Here is a 20,312-nt window from a genome sequence, read left to right on the forward strand (position 1 = left end):
GGCATGCTGCTCGTGCCGGAATGAGATGACGCGGATACCTTCAGCCTGCGCCATGCGGCCAAAGTCCGTGATCGGGATGCCGGGCACACCGTAGATTGTTTTAACGCCGTTGAGCTTGAGAGCGTCGATGACGAGATGAAAGCCATCCGTCAGTTCCCGCTCCTCGTCGGCGGCTGACGTAGCCTGCTCGACTTTCGCGACGATGGTCATGCGTGTTGCTCCTCCTTAAACGCAGCCGTCTTTGTTGGCACCTTGGCGCTCGGCTTATCTTTGAAATACGGACGTCTCGCTCGAATCCCTGCCCATCAAGCGCTCCCGTTTCTGGCATAATAAATGCCATAAGTCAAACCGAGACGACCTGAGGTTTTCAGCTTGACGCATAGGCGGGCCTTTGTTACGACTGGCATTCGTTATACCAGAAAAGGGAGATTGTAGAGACAGACAGCAGGCAGGGAGCAAGCTCGGATCTGCTTGGATTGCGGGTCGGGCGACTGCAGTGTCAAACGAGCGCGCGGAATAAATCAAGGGAGTCGCGTCGCTCATCTGGGAGGAGAAACGACATGAAACTTGCGAAATCGCTGGCAGTAGCGGCACTGACAACTGCACTAACGAGTCTCGCGGCCGTAGCGCCGTCCTGGGCTGAGTGGAAGCCCAGCAAAACCGTCGAATTCATCATTCCGGCTGGAACCGGCGGCGGCGCCGATCAGATGGCCCGTATGATCCAGGGCGTGATTCAGAAGCACCAGCTCATGGACCAGTCGATGGTGGTCATCAACAAGTCCGGTGGAGCCGGGGCCGAAGGCTTCATGGATGTGAAGGAGTCCGAAGGCAACGAGCACAAGATCATCATCACCCTATCCAACCTGTTCACGACACCCCTCGCCACCGGCGTGCCGTTCAGCTGGGAAGATCTGACGCCTGTCTCCATGCTGGCGCTCGACAACTTCGTCTTGTGGGTGAACGCGAGCGCGCCCTACCAGACCGCCAAGGAATATGTCGATGCTGTGAAAGCGGGCGCCGACAGCCAGTTCAAGATGGCCGGCACCGGTTCCAAGCAGGAAGATCAGATCGTCACCGTGGCGATCGAGCAGGTCGCCGGCAAGAAGCTCACCTATGTACCATTCAAGGGCGGCGGCGACGTTGCCAAGCAACTCGTCGGCGGACATATCGATTCGACGGTCAACAATCCGATTGAGGCGGTTTCGTTCTGGCAAGCCGGCAACGTACGGCCGCTTTGCGTCTTCGCCGCTTCGCGCATCGAGGCGCAGGGCACAGCGAAATGGCAGGATATTCCGACCTGCAAGGAAGCCGGCGTAGAGATTGAATATCAGATGCTGCGCGGCATCTTCATGTCGCCGGGCGTCAGCCAGGAAGTCGTCGACTACTATGTCAATCTGTTCCAAAAGGTGCGCGAAACCCAGGAATGGAAGGACTTCATGGCGAAGGGTGCGTTTACCCAGACCTTCCTGAGCGGCGACGAGTACAAAAAGTGGGTCGCTGATGCCGCCGTGGTCCACAAGGACCTGATGACCAAAGCGGGTTTTCTCGCCGCGAACTGAAGGCACAACGGTCCGGGGCCGGCAAGGCCTCGGACCGCCCGCCCGACATCGCAACAGCACTTCCATAGGAGAGGCACGGATGTTCATGGAGCGCGAGCAAAACCTCGTTCCCGAAAAGTTAGCCGGCGAAGGGGAAGAGACCGCCCCGGTCGGCGAGGCTGGGCTCACGGTTACAATGAAAACGATGGAACTCGTCGTTGCCGGCCTCTTGATGCTGGTCGCTGCGATCGTCATGTACGACAGCGTCCGCGTGGGTGCAGGCTGGGCCTTTGACGGACCGCAGGCCGGCTACTTTCCCTTCTTCATCGGCCTGATCCTGTTTGGGGCCAGCGCGGCGACTTTCGCCATCAACCTGTTCAGCCGCACGGCCGATCTTTCCAATTTCGTGACCAAGCCGGCCCTTCTGCTGGTGGCGAAGGTGCTCGCGCCAACGGCCATATATCTCATTGTGATGTACTATGTTGGCATCTACATCGCCTCCGCTCTCTACATCTGTTTCTTCATGATGTGGCTGGGCAGATATTCGATCCGCAAGGCTGCGCCCGTCGCAATCGCAATCCCCCTCATTCTCTTCTGGCTGTTCGAGATTGCGTTTCTGATCCCGCTACCCAAAGGCCCGATCGAGGCTGCGCTCGGCTTCTGAAAATTCGGGACCCTCTAGACCAAGATTCGAGGACGAAATCCCATGGATGCATTCGTTTCGCTCATTCACGGCTTTGGCGTTCTCGCCGACCCCATGAATATCGTCTACATGTGTGTTGGCGTTGTGCTCGGCGTGCTGATCGGCGTGTTGCCGGGACTTGGTGGCGCAAACGGCGTCGCAATCCTTTTGCCGCTCACCTTCTCGATGTCGCCCACTGCCGCGATCATCATGCTCTCCTCGATCTACTGGGGTGCGCTGTTCGGTGGCGCGATCACCTCCGTCCTCTTCAACATTCCCGGGGAGCCGTGGTCGGTAGCCACTACTTTCGATGGCCATCCGATGGCCCAGCAGGGCAAGGCCGACGAGGCGCTGACCGCCGCCTTTACCTCATCCTTTATCGGCGCGCTGCTCGCCGTCGTGGTGATCACCTTCCTCGCGCCGGTGGTGGCCGGCTTCGCGCTGCGCTTCGGGCCAGCCGAGTTCTTCGCCGTGCAACTTCTCACGTTCTGCAGTTTCGTTGGCATGGGTCGCGAGTCGCCGTTCAAGGTGCTGGCCGCCATGACGCTCGGCTTTGCGCTGGCGGCCGTGGGACTGGACTCGGTTACCGGACAACTGCGCATGACCTTCGGCACGGTCGAGCTCATGCGTGGCTTCGACTTCCTGATCGCAGTCATCGGTCTCTTTGGTATCGGCGAGATCCTGCTCACCATGGAGGAAGGACTGTCGTTTCGGGGCAAGAGCACGACCATCACGCTGCGTTCGGTTATGAATACCTGGATTCGCTTGCCGCGCTTCTGGGTTACCTATCTCCGGTCAGCGGCCGTGGGCTGCTGGCTTGGCATCACTCCGGGTGGCGCAACGCCGGCTTCATTCATGAGCTATGGTCTTGCCCGCCGCTTTTCGAAAAACCCTGGCAATTTTGGCAAGGGCGAAATTGAAGGAGTGGTGGCGCCTGAGACGGCGGCCCATGCCGCCGGCACAAGTGCGCTGCTCCCGATGCTGACGCTCGGCATCCCCGGTTCGCCCACCGCGGCGGTAATGCTGGGCGGCCTGCTTATCTGGGGCCTGCAGCCCGGTCCCATGCTGTTCATCGAGCAAAAGGATTTCGTTTGGGGTCTCATCGCCTCGATGTACCTTTCCAACGTTGTCGGCTTCCTGATCGTCTTGACGACTGTGCCCCTCTGGGCGTCGATCCTGCGCATTCCCTTCTCGATCATCGCGCCAGTGATCATCGTGCTTTGCTGTATCGGCGCCTATACCGTCCACAATGCCTTCCTCGACGTTGTCATCATGCTGTTCTTCGGCATCGTCGGCTACGTATTCAAGAAGCTGCATTACCCGCTGGCGCCGCTGGTGCTCGCGCTCGTATTGGGCGACATGGCGGAAAGCTCGTTCCGGCAATCAATGCTGATCTCGCAAGGAGATATGTCCATCTTTTGGTCCAACTGGCTGGTAGGCTCGATCTGCGCCCTGGCTATGGCCATGCTGTTTTGGCCGCTCATTACCCTCCTGCTCGACAAGATGCGCGGGGGCGGTGGACGCCTCTCGCCGGGCGGAGCCTGAGCCATGGAGTTCGGCACGCCAGCCTTCGGGGCAGGGCTACTGCAGATCATCGGCATCGATATCGTGCTGTCGGGCGACAATGCCCTGGTCATCGCGCTCGCCTGCCGCTCGTTGCCGACAAACCAACGGAAATGGGGCATCCTGCTCGGCACGGGAGCGGCGATCGCCTTGCGCATCGCCTTCGCCGCCGCGATCGTCTACGTGCTCGAGGTTCCACTCCTCAAATTTGTGGGCGCGCTGCTGCTGGTGTGGGTCGCGATCAAGCTCGTCGTCCCGGAACAGGATGCCGCCTCGTCGGCCTCTGGAAAGCATGAGGCTGCCACCCTGTGGGAGGCGGTCCGCATCGTCGCCATCGCCGATGCGGTGATGAGCCTGGACAATGTTTTAGCGGTCGCCGCCGCGGCTCACGGCAGCGTCCTGCTGCTTACGCTGGGCATTGCCATCTCCATCCCGCTGATGGTCGTGGGCAGCGCCATGATGTTGTGGCTGTTGGATCGCGTTCCATTGCTTGCGGTCGCCGGATCGGGGCTCCTCGGCTGGATTGCCGGCGGGCTCGCAGCGCATGACCCGATTGTCGGCCCATGGATCGCCGCGCAGGTGACGTGGCTTCCCGTGGCGCTTCCCTATCTGACTTGCATTGGCGTGATGGCTTTCGGCCTGGTGCTGCGCCGCCGCGCCGCGACGGCAGCCGCCGGCCAAACGCCCTGAACAGGAAAGGCTTGACAGCCTTTCTCCTGGTATACAAAATGCCAAGCAACGACACGGCTTCGGTCGAAGCGCTGCCGGTAGCTCAGAATCGACGATAACGCCTGTCACAGGCGATCATCATGGAGGATATCATGCTCGACAGAACCGCTGTCCGTAACGTGCTGGATAAGGTGAAGGCCGAGGGGCGCCAGGCGCTCACGGCGCCGGAAGGCAAACTGCTGTGCGATGCCTATGGCATCAAGGTTCCGCAGGAAGGTGTCGCTGGCAACGCGGAGGAAGCCGTCAAGCTGGCGTCCGGCATGGGCTTCCCGGTGGTCATGAAGATCGTTTCGCCGAACATCCTGCACAAGACCGAGGCCGGCGGCGTCCTCGTCGGCGTCAAGTCGGCCGAGGAGGCACGGGCCGCCTATGACAAGATTATCGCCAATGCGAAGGCCTACAAGGCCAACGCCCAGATCACCGGCGTGCAGGTCCAGCAGATGTTGGCCGGTGGCCAGGAAGTCATCATCGGCGCCGTCACCGACGGCTCCTTCGGCAAACTTGTCGCTTTCGGTCTTGGCGGTGTGCTGGTCGAAGTCTTGAAGGACATCACCTTCCGCCTTGCGCCGGCAACGCGCGACGATGCGCTTTCGATGCTCGACGGCATTCAGGCTGCCGAGATGCTGAAGGGCGTTCGCGGCGGCGATCCAGTCGACCGCGATGCGCTCGCCGATATGATTGTGAGCGTTTCGCAGCTCGTGAATGACTATCCGGAAATTTCCGAACTCGACCTCAATCCGGTGTTCGCGACCAAGAGCGGCGCCATTGCCGCAGACGTGCGCATCGTCGTCGACTACAATCAGCCGGCGCCGCGACCGCGTCCCAGCCAAGGCGATATCGTCAAGGCAATGAACCGTATCATGCGGCCGAAGGCCGTTGCCGTGATCGGCGCCTCCGCCGAGGACGGCAAGATCGGCAATTCAGTGATGAAGAACCTGATCAACGGCGGCTACAAGGGCGAGATCTATCCGATCCACCCCAAGGCCGACGAGATCCTCGGCTACAAGGCCTATCGCAGCGTCAAGGATGTGGCCGGCGCGATCGATACGGCGATCTTCGCCATTCCGGCCAAGTTCGTCGCCGGCGCTCTCACCGAATGCGGCGAAAAGGGCATTCCGGGCGCGGTGCTGATTCCGTCCGGTTTTGCGGAAGCCGGCGCGCCGGAACTGCAGGAAGAGATCGTCCAGATCGGCCGCAAGTACAATGTCCGCCTGATGGGACCGAATATTTACGGCTTCTACTACACGCCCGCCAACCTCTGCGCCACTTTCTGCACGGCTTATGACGTGAAGGGTTCGGCGGCGCTGTCGTCGCAGTCGGGCGGCATCGGCATGGCGATCATCGGCTTCTCTCGCTCGGCGAAGATGGGCGTTTCGGCAATCGTCGGCCTCGGCAACAAGTCGGACATAGACGAGGACGATCTGCTCGCCTTCTTCGAACAGGACGAACATACCAGCATCATCGCCCAGCACTGCGAGGACCTGAAGGATGGCCGCGCCTTTGCCGAGGCGGCCAAGCGCGTGTCCAAGAAGAAGCCCGTCGTCGTCCTGAAGGCGGGCCGAACGTCAGCCGGCGCCAAAGCGGCTTCCTCCCATACCGGGGCCTTGGCGGGTAATGACAAGATCTACGAGGACGTCTTCAAGCAGTCCGGCGTCATTCGCGCCCGCTCGCTGCGGCAATTGCTTGAGTTCGCGCGTGGTATACCGGTGCTGCCGACGCCGAAGGGCGAGAATGTCGTCATCATCACGGGTGCGGGCGGTTCGGGCGTGCTGCTGTCGGATTCCTGCGTGGACAACGGTCTGAGCCTGATGTCGATGCCGGCAGACCTGGATACCGCATTCCGCAAATTTATTCCGCCCTTCGGTGCGGCCGGCAACCCCGTCGACATCACCGGCGGCGAGCCCCCGCAGACCTACAAGAACACCGTCAAGCTGGGGCTTGAGGACGACCGCATTCACGCACTGATCCTCGGCTACTGGCACACGATTGTGACGCCGCCGATGGTCTTTGCGAAACTGATGGTCGAGGTGAAGCAGGAGATGGCGGCCAAGGGAATCGAAAAGCCGATGGTTGCATCGCTCGCCGGCGACGTCGAAGTCGAGGAAGCCGCCGAGTATCTGTATCAGCACGGCATCCCGGCCTACGCCTATTCGACCGAGCTTCCTGTCGAGGTGCTCGGCGCGAAATACAAATGGGCGCGCGGCGCAGGCCTGCTTTGATCTGAAGCCGGATCCCAGCGCATCATAGTTCCCCCGGCGCGTCGCGCCGGGGCCATCCAGAAATGTGCAAATCTTTCAGGGTTTTCCTCGATGAACATCCATGAATACCAGGCCAAGGAGGTCTTGCGGTCCTTCGGCGTACCGGTTCCGCAAGGCTTTGCCGCCACGACCATAGAGGAAGCCGCCGAGGCCGCGGGCAAGCTTCCCGGCCCCGTCTATGTCGTGAAGGCGCAGATTCATGCCGGCGGGCGCGGCAAGGGCAAGTTCAAGGAACTTTCCGCCGACGCCAAGGGCGGCGTTCGGCTTGCCAAATCCTTTGTGGACATCCGCGCCGACGCGGCCGAGATGCTTGGCAACACGCTAGTGACCCTCCAGACCGGTCCGGCCGGCAAGCAGGTCAACCGCATCTATGTCGAGGAAGGCTCCGACATCGAGAAGGAGTTCTATCTGTCGCTTCTCATCGACCGGGTCACCAGCCGCGTCTCCTTTGTGGTGTCCACCGAGGGTGGCATGGACATCGAGCAGGTCGCACACGACACGCCTGAGAAAATCGTCACATTCTCGGTCGATCCAGCCACTGGCATCATGCCGCATCACGGTCGCGCAGTGGCCAAGGCGCTCCGGCTTGACGGCGACCTGGCCAAACAGGCGCAGGCGCTGGCCGAACGCCTGTACGCTGCCTTCACCGCCAATGACATGGAAATGCTGGAGATAAATCCGCTGATTGTCTCGAAGGACGGAAAATTGCGCTGCTTAGACGCCAAGGTTGGCTTCGATTCCAACGCGCTGGCGCGTCATCCCGACATTGCCGCCCTGCGCGACGAGACAGAGGAAGATGCCAAGGAGATCGAGGCCTCCAAATACGACCTCTCCTATGTCACGCTCGATGGCAATATCGGCTGCATGGTGAACGGCGCGGGCCTCGCAATGGCCACCATGGACATCATCAAGTTCTACGGCGCCGAGCCGGCGAACTTTCTCGATGTCGGCGGCGGCGCGACGGCCGAGAAGGTGGCGGCCGCCTTCAAGATCATCACCGCCGATCCCAATGTGAAGGGCATCCTCGTCAACATATTCGGCGGGATCATGCGCTGCGACGTAATCGCGGAAGGCGTGGTGACGGCGGTGAAAGAAGTTGGCCTCAAAGTGCCGCTGGTGGTGCGGCTCGAAGGTACCAATGTCGAACTCGGCAAGCAGATCCTCAAGCAGAGTGGGCTCAACGTCATTCCCGCCGACGATCTCGATGACGCCGCCCAGAAAATCGTGAATTCCGTCGGAGAGCTTAACTGATGTCCATTCTCATCGACAGAAACACCCGCGTCCTTTGCCAGGGCTTCACCGGCAAGACCGGCACCTTCCACAGCGAGCAGGCCATCAAGTACGGTACGAAGATGGTCGGCGGCGTCGCGCCGGGGAAGGGCGGCTCAAGCCATCTCGGGCTCCCGGTCTTCGACACGGTGACGGAGGCGCGCGAAGCAACCGGCGCGGATGCAACAGTCATTTATGTGCCGCCCTTCGGTGCGGCCGACGCGATCTGCGAAGCGATCCAGGCCGAAATTCCGCTCATCGTCTGCATCACCGAGGGCATCCCCGTGCTCGACATGCAGAAGGTGAAGCGCGCGCTCTCTGGCTCGAAATCGAGGCTGATCGGCCCGAACTGCCCGGGCCTAATCACTGCGGGCGAATGCAAGATCGGCATCATGCCCGGCTCAATCTTCAAACAGGGCTCCGTCGGCATCGTCTCGCGCTCTGGCACGCTCACCTACGAGGCGGTCTTCCAGACCTCGCAACAGGGCTTTGGCCAGACCACGGCGGTTGGCATTGGCGGCGATCCGATAAAGGGAACGGAATTCATCGAAGTGCTCGAACTGTTCCTTGCCGATCCCGCCACCGAATCCGTTGTCATGATCGGCGAGATCGGCGGCTCGGCCGAGGAAGAGGCCGCGCAGTTCCTGCGTGACGAGGCCAGGCGCGGTCGCTCCAAGCCGACGGTCGGCTTTATCGCCGGCCGCACCGCCCCGCCTGGACGCCGAATGGGCCATGCCGGCGCGATCATTTCCGGCGGCAAGGGCGGCGCGGAAGACAAGATTGCTGCCATGGAGGCGGCCGGAATCCGCATCGCGCCCACACCTGCCCGTCTCGGCGTAACGCTGGCCGAACTGCTTGGGGGTTCCGGCGCGTCAGCCGATCCTTTCCAGGGCCGGCTGACCGCTTAGTTGGCGAGGCAAGCGAATAGCCATTCTTGTCCTCAAATAGCGCTGGACAACTCGTTTCATCCTTGAGAATGACCATACCTCAACAATATGGCATTATACATGCCAGTCCGACTCAAACGAGAGGTGCCTTGACATGAGTGGGAGAAGCCAATCGCGTTGGCCCCTTGCCGAAGAAGCGACTCCCGAACTCGTGTTGGGGCCGTTGGCCGCCGAGCCCAATTTCAAGACACGCATCTACGCGACGCTAAAGGAAGCGATTGCCAATATGGATATTTATGGCACGACCGAGGACACGTGGCTCGACGAGCGTCAACTCGCGGAGCGCCTCGGAGTGAGCCGGACGCCAATCCGCGAGGCTATCGCGATGCTTGAGCAGCAGGGCTTTGTTAAGTCGATACCTCGCCGCGGCATCGTGGTGCTGCGTAAGACTAAGCGCGAAGTGATCGAAATGATCCAGGTTTGGGCGGCTCTCGAAGGGATGGCGGCGCGACTGATTTCGCTCAACGCAAGCCGTAAGGAAATCGAGCAGCTTCGCAAGATTTTCGAGAAGTTCCATGACGGTCACAAACCGGCGGACTATCTCAGTGAATATTCGGAAGCCAACATCCAGTTTCACCAGACGTTGATCAAGATGACCGGCTCGAAGATCCTGCAGGAGATGACGGAGGACATCCTCTTGCATGTCCGGGGCATCCGCAAGATCACCATCGGCCGCAACGACCGCGCGAGCCAGTCCATCAAGGATCACTTGGCGATCATCGACGCGTTGGAAAAGCGCGACACGGAACTGGCCGAGCGGCTCTGCCGCGACCATACGCTAGGTCTTGCAGCCTACGTCGAAAAGCACAGCGAGGGCATTTGGACCGAGACCTCCTCCGACCGCGCCATACCAACGCGGCGATGAGTGATCCTTGTCCACCGTACTTAAGATGCGGAGAAGGGACCTGACCAGCCTTCCCGATAGCATGATCGCGATTACAATTACCGTGCCCGGTGGGCCGCAGGTGCTGCGCGCGGAGCGGAGGGCTGTGCCTTCGCCCGGCGAGAGGGAAATCCTGATCCGCGTTACGGCGGCTGGAGTGAACCGTCCTGATGTCCTGCAGCGCGCGGGGCTCTATCCGCCTCCCAAGGGGGCGTCCGATCTCCTCGGCCTTGAGGTGGCGGGCGAGGTGGTGGCGGCCGGAAGCGGGGTCAAGCGCTGGAAGCCGGGAGACAGGGTATGCGCGCTGACGCCTGGCGGTGGTTATGCCGAATTCGCCGTGGTCGATGAAAGCAACGCGCTTCCGGTTCCCGATGGCATGCCGATGGAAGAAGCCGCCGCCGTTCCGGAAACCTTTTTCACCGTCTGGCACAATGTCTTCGAGCGCGGTCGCCTGATAGCGGGAGAAACCTTGCTCGTGCACGGCGGCGCTTCGGGGATCGGCACCACGGCGATCATGCTCGCCAAGGCCTTTGGCGCACGCGTTATCGTCACGGCGGGGACAGATGACAAATGCGACGCCTGCCGGGCGCTGGGCGCCGACGTGGCGGTCAACTACCGCAACGGTGACTGGGCGGTCGCCGTGAAGGAGGCAACCGGCGGCCGCGGCGCCGATGTCATTCTCGATATGGTCGGCGGCGCCTATATCGAGAAGAACTATCAGGCCGCCGCCATTGACGGACGCATCGTCAACATCGCCTTCCTTCAGGGCTCTCGCGTCGAGGTGGACTATATACGCCTGATGATGAAGCGGCTGACTCACACTGGTTCGACGCTTCGGGCGCAAGCCGTGGAAGCCAAGGCGCGCATTGCCGCCGAACTCGAATCGAAGATCTGGCCGCTTCTGGCGAAAGGCAAATGCCGGCCGCTCATCCATGCACGCTTCCCCCTTGTCGCTGCAGCTGATGCCCATGCGTTGATGGAGTCCAACGCCCATATCGGCAAGATCGTGCTGACGGTGGGATGAATGTGATGCTCGAAGATGCCTACCATGTTCAACCGGTCGAACCGCTTCCGATCGCGGGCAAAAGGGGTGGGGCTGGATGATGTTGCGCTGGCCGAGGTCCGGGACCTTCTGGGCGCTCGCGCCCGCCGCCGCGACCTGCTGATCGAATTCCTATACCTGATCCAGGACAACTATGGATGCCTGACGGCCGCCCATCTGCGTGCCTTGGCCGAGGAGATGCGACTGTCGCAAACCGAAGTCTATGAGGTCGCGTCGTTCTACGACCATTTCGATATCGTCAAGGAAGGCGAGGCGAAGCCCGCGCCGCTGACGATCCGCGTCTGCGATTCCATAAGCTGCATGCTGGCGGGCGCCGAGGACCTGATCGGTGAACTCTCTGCAAGCGTCGATCCGCAGGCGATACGCGTGGTGCGCGCGCCTTGCATGGGCCGCTGCGCCACCGCGCCGGCGGCACGCATCGGTGACCGCGAGGTCGATCACGCCAGCAGCCAAACTCTGATCGAGCTGGCGCGCTCGGGCGACACCAACGTTTTCGTGCCCGACTATGTCGGCCTTGAAGCCTATTTGGCGGCTGGCGGGTATCAGCTTCTCCGGAAGGTGAAAGCTGGTGAGATCGCCATCGATGCTATCATCGACACCATGCAGAACGCCGGCTTGCGGGGTCTCGGCGGCGCCGGCTTCCCTGCCGGCAAGAAATGGGGATTCGTCCGCTCCTATCCCGGCCTGCGGCTGATGTCGATCAACGGTGACGAAGGCGAGCCCGGCACGTTCAAGGACCGCATCTATCTCGAAAAGGATCCGCACCGCACCTTCGAGGGGGCGTTGATCGCTGCGCATGCGGTCGAGGCCGAGCGCATCTACTTTTATATGCGCGACGAATATCCCGCGGTGCTCGCGATATTGCGCGCGGCGCTGGAGACGGCCGGCATCGTCAAGCCGGGCTTCATCGAACTCAGGCGCGGGGCCGGCGCCTATATCTGCGGCGAGGAAAGCGCCATGCTGGAGAGCATCGAAGGCAAGCGCGGCCTGCCGCGCCACCGTCCGCCCTACATCGCCGAGGTCGGCCTGTTCGGGCGTCCGACGCTCAACCACAATGTCGAGACGCTGTGGTGGATCCGCGACATCGTCGAAAAAGGCCCGGAATGGTTTTCCGCGCAGGGCAAGCCCGGCCATCCCGGGATAAGGTCGTGGTCGGTCTCCGGCCGGGTGAAAAATACCGGCGTCAAGCTGGCGTCGGCCGGCGTCATCATGCGCGAGCTGATCGAGGACTATTGCGGCGGCATGTCCGAAGGGCATGAATTCAAAGCCTATTTGCCAGGTGGCGCCTCCGGCGGTATCCTCCCGGCGTCGATGGGCGACATACCGCTCGATTTCGGCGGTGAACTCGCCAAACAGGGCGCCTTTGTCGGCTCGCATGCGATCGTGGTGTTTTCGCAGGCAGACAGCGCTGCGTCCGCGCCTGCCGCGAAGTGCAAGTTAACGACGTCATCGGCATGGCCGAGCGCGGCAACCACGCGGTTCCCGTTTTCGACATGCACGATCCGATGGGGCTGTCGACCTGCGTGACTTGCGGCGAATGCGTCCAGGCATGCCCGACCGGCGCGCTTTGTGAAAAGTCGCTGATGGATGAGGCCGGCAAGACTCGGGTCATCCAGGAATTCGATAAGGTCGTCGACACTCTGTGCCCGTTCTGCGGCGTCGGCTGCCAGACCAGCGTTGCCGTCAAGGACAACCGGATCGTTCAGGTCGATGGCCGCAACGGCTATGCCAACGAGAACCGTCTCTGCGTCAAGGGCCGTTTCGGCTTTGACTACGCCATGTCGCCAGAGCGCCTGACCAAGCCGCTGATCCGGCGCGACGATGCGCCGAAATCCGGGGATGCCGACATGCGCGGCGTCGATCCGCTGACCGTGTTTCGCGAGGCGACCTGGGAAGAGGCAATGGAGCGTGCTGCCGGCGGGTTGAAGCGTATCCTCGACACCCGTGGTGGGCAAGCGCTGGCCGGCTTCGGCTCGGCAAAGGGCTTGAACGAAGAAGCCTACCTGTTCCAAAAGCTGGTGCGCCAGGGTTTTGGAACCAACAATGTCGACCATTGCACGCGGCTCTGCCACGCCTCTTCAAGGCGGGCAGCGACGTCGCCATGCTGAACGCACTGATCCACGTCATCATCGAGGAAAATCTCTACGACGAGCAGTATATCCAGGCCAACGCTTCCGGATTCGAGGCGCTGAAAGCCAAGGTCAAGGATTTCTCGCCCAAGGCGATGGCCGAAGTCTGCGGCATCGAGGCCTCGGTGCTGCGCGATGTCGCCCGCGCCTACGCCACCGCCGAGCGTTCGATCATCTTCTGGGGCATGGGGACGCATCGGTCTGGCCTGGAGCTACCGGCACGTGTCCGACGTATATTCCGAGATGGCCAGCGTCATGCCTTCGCTCAAGCACATCTCCTGGGATCGCATCGAACGCGAGGAATCGGTGATCTATCCGGCCGACGGCCCCGACAAGCCCGGCAACGAGATCATCTTCTCGCCCGGATTCCCGACCGCGGACGGACGCGGCCGCATCGTGCCGGCCGATCTGGTGCCGCCCGATGAGGTGCCTGATGAGGAGTTTCCGCTGGTGCTCACCACCGGACGCCTGCTCGAACATTGGCACACCGGCTCAATGACGCGCCGGGCGGGCGTCCTCGACGCCATCGAGCCGCACGGCATAGCGGCGATGAACCCGCGCGAGATCGCCAGACGCGGTCTCTCGCAGGGCGACATGGTCGCCGTGGAGACTCGCCGCGGCACGGTCGAGGCGATCCTGAGGGCCGACCGGGAAGTTTGCCGACGGCATGATCTTCATGCCGTTCTGCTTCAACGAAAGTCCGGCCAACAAGCTGACCAATCCGATGCTCGACCCCTACGGCAAGATTCCGGAGTTCAAATACTGCGCCGCCCGCGTCGCTCCGGCAGCACTGGTCGAAGCAGCGGAATAAGCAGGATGCGGCAATGCCGGGGGCCAACTGATGGCCCGTCTGTTGTTCACCCCAATCTTCTCATGCGGGATTGCAGTGAACGTTCAAGCGCGAACAGGCTGAAAGGCAAGGCCGAGCTTACCACAATGTGAGCATGACGAGGATCGGTTCTTGGACCCCGAGGAAAAAACCTTGGTCATGCCGCCTCGATTTTCTGAAAGCTCTCAAAAACAAACAGCTTGCCTTTGCGCACTGTGTCTTCAAGCGACGTCCCATTCGCCAGATGCGCGGCAATCGCGCTGGCCAGCATGCAGCCGGTCCCGCGCATCGAGCCGGCAAGGCGGGACGCATCGAAGCGGATTGGCTGTTGACGCGGCCGCACCAGGATATCCGTGGATCGAGGTCCCGTTGCATGGCCGCCCTTGATCAGCAAGGCTTGCGACCCAGCGTCCAATAGTCGTTGTCCTTGGCGCAACATCTCGCAGTCGTCTACCGCCGGTCGCGAGCCGGCAAGGACCGCCAGCTCGACGAGATTGGGTGTGACGAGACGGCAGAGCGGCATGAGATCTCGTGTCAGCGTGCCGATCGCGTCTGCCTCCAGAAGCGGTCCGCCGGAAGAGGAGGCCAGCACCGGGTCGAGCACTGCCGGTATCTGCCGATTTTCGCGCAGCACAGCCGCAACGGCAGCGATGATCTGCTCCGTCGCGAGCATGCCGATCTTGATGGCCGCCACCTTATTGGCCTGTAGCGCGGCGCGCATCTGATCAGCGACCAGGCCGGGCGGCAAATGATGGGATTCCAGGACGGCTTCATGCGTCTGCACCGTCACTGCTGTGACGGCTATGCAGGTGCGCACGCCAAGAGCCGAAATTGTCCCGATGTCGCGGCCAATGCCGGCGCCGCCGCTGGAGTCGGATCCGCCGACGACCAGCACATGCGGTTTCCGGCTCAACGCCATCGCTCCGTCTTTTCGATCCATTCGCGTGTTCGCGCCTCCGGATCGGCATTCAATGTTATGTCGGTCACCACAGCGGCGCTGTCGGCGCCGGCCGTAAAGACGCCTTCAACGCGGTCGGGGTTGAGGCCGCCAATCGCAACCAGCGGCGTCGGCGCAACCCGACGCTTCCATTCGCCAATTCGTTCGAGCCCCTGCGGCGCCCATTTCATCTTTTTCAGTATGGTCGGATAGATCGGGCCGAGCGCGATGTAGTCCGGTCTGGCGGCAAGGGCCGTTTCCAGTTCGGCATCGTCATGCGTGCTGAGGCCGAGACGAAGACCTGCGGCCCTTATCCGGGAAAGGTCCGCCGCCTGCATGTCTTCCTGGCCAAGGTGGATGAAGTCGCAGCCTTCCTCGATCGCCAGCCGCCAATGATCATTGACGATGAGCTGGCATTGGTGTCGGGCGCACAAGGCCTTGGCTTTTCGGATCTCCGCGCGCAGCCCCGACTCGTTCAGATCCTTAATGCGAAGCTGCACCAGCCTGACGCCGAGCGGCGCCAGCCTTTCGATCCAGGCGGCGCTGTCGACGATCAGGTAAAAAGGATCGAGTTTCATTGGAAGACTGCCCGGCCGATCGTAGGCGTCGATGGGACCGCGACATCGCGCGGCTCGAGCAGTCCCGAGCGATAGGCTTCCCGGCCGGCATCGACCGCCTTGCCGAACGCCCGCGCCATACCGACAGGGTCGGCGGCCTTGGCCACCGCCGTATTTAGAAGCACGGCGTCGAAGCCGAGTTCCATCACGCGCGCCGCATGCGATGGGCGGCCAAGCCCCGCATCCACGATCAGCGGTACCTCCGGGAAATGGCCGCGCATCGAACGGAGAGCCGTGACGTTTACCGGTCCAAGCGCCGAACCAATCGGCGCGCACCATGGCATCAAGACCTGGCAGCCGGCCGCAAGTAGCCGCTCCGCGACGACAAGATCGTCCGTCGTATAGGGAAATACGGCAAAACCGTCTTCGCGCAGGATCCGCGCGGCCTCGACCAAGCCAAAGACGTCCGGCTGCAGCGTATCGTGATTGCCGATCACTTCGAGCTTGATCCAGTTCGTGCCGAAAACCTCGCGCGCCATCTTCGCGGTCGTGACGGCTTCCTTGACGGAGTGGCAACCGGCGGTGTTGGGCAGGACGCGTAGCCGTAGCGATTGGATCAGCGACCAAAATTTCTCCCCACCTCTGCCGCCTGCCATTTCGCGACGCAAAGAGACGGTCACCACAGACGCGCAAGATGCCTTGACCGCGTCGGCAAGGATAGCGGGCGAGGGGTATTGCGCGGTGCCGAGAAGCAGGCGCGATGGAAGCTTTGTTCCATAAACGTCGAGCATGATGCTATCCCCCTTGCATGGGTGCGAGGATTTCGATCCGGTCGCCGTCGTTCAGCTTGAACTGCGCCCGTTCGGCCGTATGCACGACATCGCTATTCACGGCCGTTGCGAGCCAATTGCCCTCATAGTCGAGGGCGGCAAGCAACTCCGCCAGCGTGGCGGCGGCAACCTCATGCGCTTCGCCGTTGACAATGAGTTTCATCAGCATGCTCCGCTGGTTTGTCAGAATCGAAAACAAGGTCGGCCGCCTGTCGCGCCATGGCGGGGGCAAGAAGAAAGCCGTGGCGGTAGAGCCCGTTGATCGCCACGGTCCTGCCTTGACTTTCGACGCGTGGCAGATTGTCGGGAAAGGCCGGGCGAACACCGACGCCGGTCTCAACGATCGCGGCCTCGCCGAAGGCCGGATGAACGGAATAGGCGGCATTCAGAAGTTCCATCATCGACCGCGCCGTGATCGGTCCCGCAGACAGGCTCTCGATCATCGTTGCGCCCGCCATGAAATGGTGGTTGGCGCGCGGCGCCAGATAGAGCGGAAAGCGCGGGTGCAGCAGCCTGACCGGGCGCGACAGCGAGATATCGGGTGCGTGCAGGATCAGCATTTCGCCGCGAACGCCGCGAAGCTCGTCATCGCCGGCCGCCATTCCCGTGCAGTCGATCTCGCGTTCGAAGCCCGCCATGTGCCGGGCGTCGACGCCGAAGCGGAATTCAACGCCTCTTTCGGCGAGCTTGTCCTGCAGTGCCGCCATTGCACGGCGTGGATCGAGATGGGCTTCGCCCGGGAAGAACAGCCCGCGACGAAAACGGCCGGCGAGATCGGGTTCCAGGAGCGCGATTTCGTCCTCGTCGACCCGCCGGTAGCCCGACGTGCGGCTTGCAAAGCGGTCAAGTTCGCCCACATCCCGCGGCGTAGCCACAACAAGCGTTCCGGCTCGCGTGACCTGACCCGGCAGCACTGCATCCCACCAGCCGGCGGCGTCGCGTCCGAGATCCAGCACCGGCTGCTCGGCGCTTTCGCGCTCGCACCATGGCGCCAGCATACCGCCGGCCATCCACGATGCGTTGTCGCCAAGGCTGTGCCGGGTCTCAACGACGGTCACCGCCGCCCCGCGGGCGGCGAGTTCGAAGGCCGCGGTGAGGCCAGCGACGCCGGCTCCCTTGACCAGCACCCTCATGACGGCGCCTTCGGCGCGGGCGGCGCTTCACTGGTCTCGTTCACCGGCATATAGAGATCGCCATTCTCGCGGTATTTTGCCGCCATCGCCGCCATGCCCTCTTTCTGCGCCTCTGCTCGAATGTCGTGGGAGATGCGCATCGAGCAGAATTTCGGGCCGCACATGGAACAGAAATGCGCCAGCTTATGCGCCTCCTTCGGCAGGGTCTGGTCGTGGAAGGAACGCGCTGTTTCGGGGTCGAGCGACAGGTTGAACTGGTCCTCCCAGCGAAACTCGAACCGCGCCCGCGACAGCGCATCGTCGCGGAGCTTCGCCGCCGGATGCCCCTTGGCGAGATCGGCGGCATGCGCGGCGATCTTATAGGTAATGACGCCGGTCTTGACGTCGTTGCGGTCGGGCAGGCCGAGATGCTCCTTGGGCGTGACGTAGCAGAGCATGGCCGTGCCGAACCAGCCGATCATCGCAGCCCCTATGCCGGACGTGATGTGGTCGTAGCCCGGCGCAATGTCCGTCGTCAGCGGTCCAAGCGTGTAGAAGGGCGCCTCGCCGCAGATTTCGAGCTGTTTGTCCATGTTCTGCTTGATCTTGTGCATGGGAACATGGCCCGGCCCTTCGATCATGACCTGGCAATCCTTGGCCCAGGCGATATTGGTCAGCTCGCCAAGCGTTTCCAGTTCGGCGAATTGCGCCGCGTCGTTGGCGTCGGCGATCGAGCCTGGACGAAGGCCGTCGCCGAGCGAGAAGGACACGTCGTAGGCTCTGGCGATGTCGCAGATGTCCTCGAAATGCTCGTAGAGGAAGCTTTCGCGGTGATGATGCAGGCACCACTTTGCCATGATGGAGCCGCCGCGCGACACGATGCCGGTGACCCGGTCAACCGTCAGCGGGATGTAGTGCAGCCGCACGCCGGCATGGATCGTGAAATAGTCGACGCCCTGCTCGGCCTGTTCGATCAGCGTGTCGCGGTAGACTTCCCAAGTCAGGTCCTCGGCGATCCCTCCGACCTTTTCGAGCGCCTGGTAGAGCGGCACGGTGCCGATCGGAACCGGCGAATTGCGGATGATCCATTCTCGGATGTTGTGAATGTTGCGGCCGGTCGACAGGTCCATGACGGTGTCGGCTCCCCAGCGGATCGCCCAGACCATTTTTTCGACCTCTTCGGCCATCGACGAGGTGACCGCGGAATTGCCGATATTGGCATTGATCTTCACCAGGAAATTGCGGCCGATGATCATCGGCTCGCTCTCGGGGTGGTTGATGTTGGCCGGAATGATCGCCCGCCCGCGCGCCACCTCGTCGCGGACGAATTCCGGCGTGACGAAGTCGGGGATCGCGGCGCCGAAGGCTTCGCCGTCGCGCAGCACGCTGCCGTGTACGATCTCGCGGCCGAGATTCTCGCGGATGGCGACGAATTCCATTTCGGGCGTGATTATGCCAGCGCGCGCATAGGCGAACTGCGTCACCGCCTTGCCCGCTTTGGCCTTCAGCGGCCGATGGCGGACGGGAAACTCCGGCGTCAGCCGTTCGCCTGATGCGAACCCGTTATCCTCCGGCCTGACATTGCGGCCTTCCTGGAATTCGACATCGCCGCGCGCCTTGATCCATCCGTGCCGAAGCCGGGCAAGGCCCTTCTCGATGCTCGTTTCGACAGTCGGATCGGTATAGGGGCCGGACGGATCATAGACGGTGACAGGCGGTTCGCCGGCCGTCGGATGGACGGCGATTTCCCGCATCGGCACCCTGATCTGCGGGTGGATCAGGCCGGGTTTGTGGACTTTCTGCGAGGCGGGCAGCGGTCCCGTCGAAACGGCGGGGGTGATGGCATTCATTTGAGGCTCCTTTGCTCATGCATTGGAGACCCAGTTCTGTGCCGGAAGGATGAAAAGACGCTCTGGCCTGCCTGCTTTACAGGTTTTCGGGCATGGAGCCCCAAAGCGCTTGCACCGTCCCTACGCCAGTATGAACTGGATCAGGTTCAACGGGTCACTGCGCCGCAAAAGCCAGCAGTATCTCAGCCCCTTGCCGGGACTCCCCTGGTGAATGCATCGAATTGAGCGGGCGATCGCTATTTTGTCAAGGGCATTCGGCCGATCATTAAGCTCGCTCGAGCCTGGCGGAAGAACTGGCGCCCTTGGGGAGCAAGTTACGCGCCGGGAAGAAAAGTGTCCATGTCCCCAGTCTCGCTATGTCTGCTTCTCGCGTCAAATCGCCAACAGCAGGCCGACCGCTTGCGTGAAGGGTTTCGGGCGCCGGCAGGCGTACGAAAGCCCCCGAGGAAGGAACCCGTGGGCCACAGGCGATGGCTATGGGGATTTCGATTTTCGGGCGATGTCGGGGATGGCGCGACGGCCGTCGAGAGGTGCCGGGATGAATGCGGACGGGCCGCCTCGCTTCCTGTAGCGCGGTATTGTCGGCTCGGCGCGCGGCCGGACGCGACCCCTTCCGTTGCCGGAGGCTGAGTGCCTGCGGCTGAAGGTGGGACCATGCCATGCCGGATCATGGGGAGTTCTCCGGGTTAGTCGTGGTCTGGTTCGGCGGTCCGCGCGGCTGCCTCCAGCATTCGAACACCTCGATGACGATCATGCGTCCGCCACAGCAGGGGCATGGTGGCCTGAAGTCGTCCGGTTCGTCCGGGGTGGCGTCATCAGGTGGCGCGGCGACGTCGAGAAGTTCGCGGGCGAGCGCGAGGTGGGCCTTGCGGGCGGAGCCGGCGAGCAGGCCGTAGTGTCGGATGCGATGGAAGCCATGCGGCAGGACATGGAGCAGGAAGCGGCGGATGAACTCGTCGGGGCCAAGCGTCATGACCTGCTGTCGGTCGGCGCCGTCACGACGATAGTCCTTATAGCGGAAGGTGACGCCGCTCTCGTCGAAGGCGATCAGACGACGGTTCGAGATCGCGACCCGGTGCGTGTAGCGGGACAGATAGGCGAGCACCGCCTGCGGCCCGGCGAACGGCGCCTTGGCA

At 62.3% G+C, this 20,312-nt stretch carries 19 protein-coding genes, 2 pseudogenes and 1 riboswitch; of the genes and pseudogenes, 13 read left to right on the forward strand and 8 right to left on the reverse strand.

Annotated features, from left to right (window positions below):
• Positions 1-210 (reverse strand): thiamine pyrophosphate-binding protein (locus G6N73_RS29895; RefSeq protein WP_246252687.1); only part of this gene is annotated, 210 nt, incomplete at its 3' end.
• A 350-nt stretch (positions 211-560) separates the two neighbouring features.
• Here G6N73_RS29895 and G6N73_RS29900 point away from each other — a divergent pair.
• From G6N73_RS29900 to G6N73_RS38805, 13 genes and pseudogenes are all read left to right on the forward strand, one after another.
• Positions 561-1,559 carry a Bug family tripartite tricarboxylate transporter substrate binding protein gene (locus tag G6N73_RS29900; protein WP_165033602.1) on the forward strand — a complete coding sequence of 333 codons (999 nt, stop codon included), beginning with the start codon at positions 561-563 and terminating at the stop codon, positions 1,557-1,559.
• Positions 1,560-1,638: 79 nt separating this feature from the next.
• Complete coding sequence (locus tag G6N73_RS29905; protein ID WP_165033603.1) at positions 1,639-2,202, forward strand: tripartite tricarboxylate transporter TctB family protein; 564 nt, start codon at positions 1,639-1,641, stop codon at positions 2,200-2,202.
• 42 nt (positions 2,203-2,244) lie between these two features.
• Positions 2,245-3,765, forward strand: coding sequence for a tripartite tricarboxylate transporter permease (locus tag G6N73_RS29910; RefSeq protein ID WP_165033604.1), 1,521 nt, complete (start codon positions 2,245-2,247; stop codon positions 3,763-3,765).
• Between the two features lie 3 nt (positions 3,766-3,768).
• Positions 3,769-4,473 (forward strand): TerC family protein, encoded by a 705-nt coding sequence (locus G6N73_RS29915; protein WP_165033605.1) that lies wholly within the window; start codon positions 3,769-3,771, stop codon positions 4,471-4,473.
• A 131-nt stretch (positions 4,474-4,604) separates the two neighbouring features.
• Positions 4,605-6,731, forward strand: a complete 2,127-nt coding sequence (locus G6N73_RS29920; protein ID WP_425484162.1) for an acetate--CoA ligase family protein — start codon at positions 4,605-4,607, stop codon at positions 6,729-6,731.
• Positions 6,732-6,821: 90 nt separating this feature from the next.
• Positions 6,822-8,021, forward strand: a complete 1,200-nt coding sequence (gene sucC, locus G6N73_RS29925; protein ID WP_165033607.1) for an ADP-forming succinate--CoA ligase subunit beta — start codon at positions 6,822-6,824, stop codon at positions 8,019-8,021.
• Positions 8,021-8,947, forward strand: a complete 927-nt coding sequence (gene sucD, locus G6N73_RS29930) for a succinate--CoA ligase subunit alpha (RefSeq protein ID WP_165033608.1) — start codon at positions 8,021-8,023, stop codon at positions 8,945-8,947. Before sucC ends, sucD begins: the two co-directional genes overlap by 1 nt.
• Positions 8,948-9,080: 133 nt before the next feature.
• Entirely contained in the window at positions 9,081-9,851 is a 771-nt protein-coding gene (locus tag G6N73_RS29935; protein WP_165033609.1) for a GntR family transcriptional regulator, read from the forward strand.
• Positions 9,852-9,912: 61 nt separating this feature from the next.
• Positions 9,913-10,893, forward strand: coding sequence for an NAD(P)H-quinone oxidoreductase (locus G6N73_RS29940; RefSeq protein ID WP_206079170.1), 981 nt, complete (start codon positions 9,913-9,915; stop codon positions 10,891-10,893).
• 24 nt (positions 10,894-10,917) lie between these two features.
• Positions 10,918-12,459, forward strand: coding sequence for an NAD(P)H-dependent oxidoreductase subunit E (locus G6N73_RS29945; RefSeq protein WP_165033610.1), 1,542 nt, complete (start codon positions 10,918-10,920; stop codon positions 12,457-12,459).
• Positions 12,342-13,511, forward strand: a pseudogene (locus tag G6N73_RS29950) (molybdopterin-dependent oxidoreductase); the annotation flags it as partial. The gene G6N73_RS29945 and the pseudogene G6N73_RS29950, both read left to right, overlap by 118 nt.
• Positions 13,512-13,556: 45 nt before the next feature.
• Positions 13,557-13,652, forward strand: a pseudogene (locus G6N73_RS38800) (hypothetical protein); the annotation flags it as partial.
• A gap of 76 nt (positions 13,653-13,728) precedes the next feature.
• Positions 13,729-13,872, forward strand: coding sequence for a molybdopterin dinucleotide binding domain-containing protein (locus G6N73_RS38805; protein WP_425484163.1), 144 nt, complete (start codon positions 13,729-13,731; stop codon positions 13,870-13,872).
• 175 nt (positions 13,873-14,047) lie between these two features.
• On the opposite strand, the gene thiD is transcribed toward G6N73_RS38805, so the two are convergent.
• The 7 genes from thiD to G6N73_RS29985 form a co-directional block, all read right to left on the reverse strand.
• Complete coding sequence (thiD, locus tag G6N73_RS29955) at positions 14,048-14,809, reverse strand: bifunctional hydroxymethylpyrimidine kinase/phosphomethylpyrimidine kinase (protein ID WP_165033617.1); 762 nt, start codon at positions 14,807-14,809, stop codon at positions 14,048-14,050.
• On the reverse strand, positions 14,800-15,405 hold the full coding sequence (locus G6N73_RS29960; RefSeq protein ID WP_165033611.1) for a thiamine phosphate synthase: 606 nt from the start codon (positions 15,403-15,405) through the stop codon (positions 14,800-14,802). Before G6N73_RS29960 ends, thiD begins: the two co-directional genes overlap by 10 nt.
• Entirely contained in the window at positions 15,402-16,175 is a 774-nt protein-coding gene (locus G6N73_RS29965; RefSeq protein WP_165033612.1) for a thiazole synthase, read from the reverse strand. The genes G6N73_RS29960 and G6N73_RS29965 overlap by 4 nt, the downstream gene beginning before the upstream one ends.
• A 4-nt stretch (positions 16,176-16,179) precedes the next feature.
• Positions 16,180-16,377 (reverse strand): sulfur carrier protein ThiS, encoded by a 198-nt coding sequence (thiS, locus tag G6N73_RS29970; RefSeq protein ID WP_165033613.1) that lies wholly within the window; start codon positions 16,375-16,377, stop codon positions 16,180-16,182.
• Positions 16,346-17,347 carry a glycine oxidase ThiO gene (gene thiO, locus G6N73_RS29975; RefSeq protein ID WP_165033614.1) on the reverse strand — a complete coding sequence of 334 codons (1,002 nt, stop codon included), beginning with the start codon at positions 17,345-17,347 and terminating at the stop codon, positions 16,346-16,348. The genes thiS and thiO overlap by 32 nt, the downstream gene beginning before the upstream one ends.
• A complete protein-coding gene (thiC, locus tag G6N73_RS29980) occupies positions 17,344-19,176 on the reverse strand; it encodes a phosphomethylpyrimidine synthase ThiC (RefSeq protein WP_165033615.1) in 1,833 nt (610 codons plus the stop codon). Before thiC ends, thiO begins: the two co-directional genes overlap by 4 nt.
• A gap of 99 nt (positions 19,177-19,275) precedes the next feature.
• A riboswitch (TPP riboswitch) is annotated at positions 19,276-19,392 on the reverse strand.
• Positions 19,393-19,843: 451 nt separating this feature from the next.
• On the reverse strand, positions 19,844-20,312 hold a 469-nt coding region (locus G6N73_RS29985; protein WP_206079169.1), incomplete at its 5' end, for an IS91 family transposase.

The organism is Allomesorhizobium camelthorni (assembly GCF_011045125.1).
In the GTDB taxonomy this organism is placed as follows: domain Bacteria; phylum Pseudomonadota; class Alphaproteobacteria; order Rhizobiales; family Rhizobiaceae; genus Allomesorhizobium; species Allomesorhizobium camelthorni.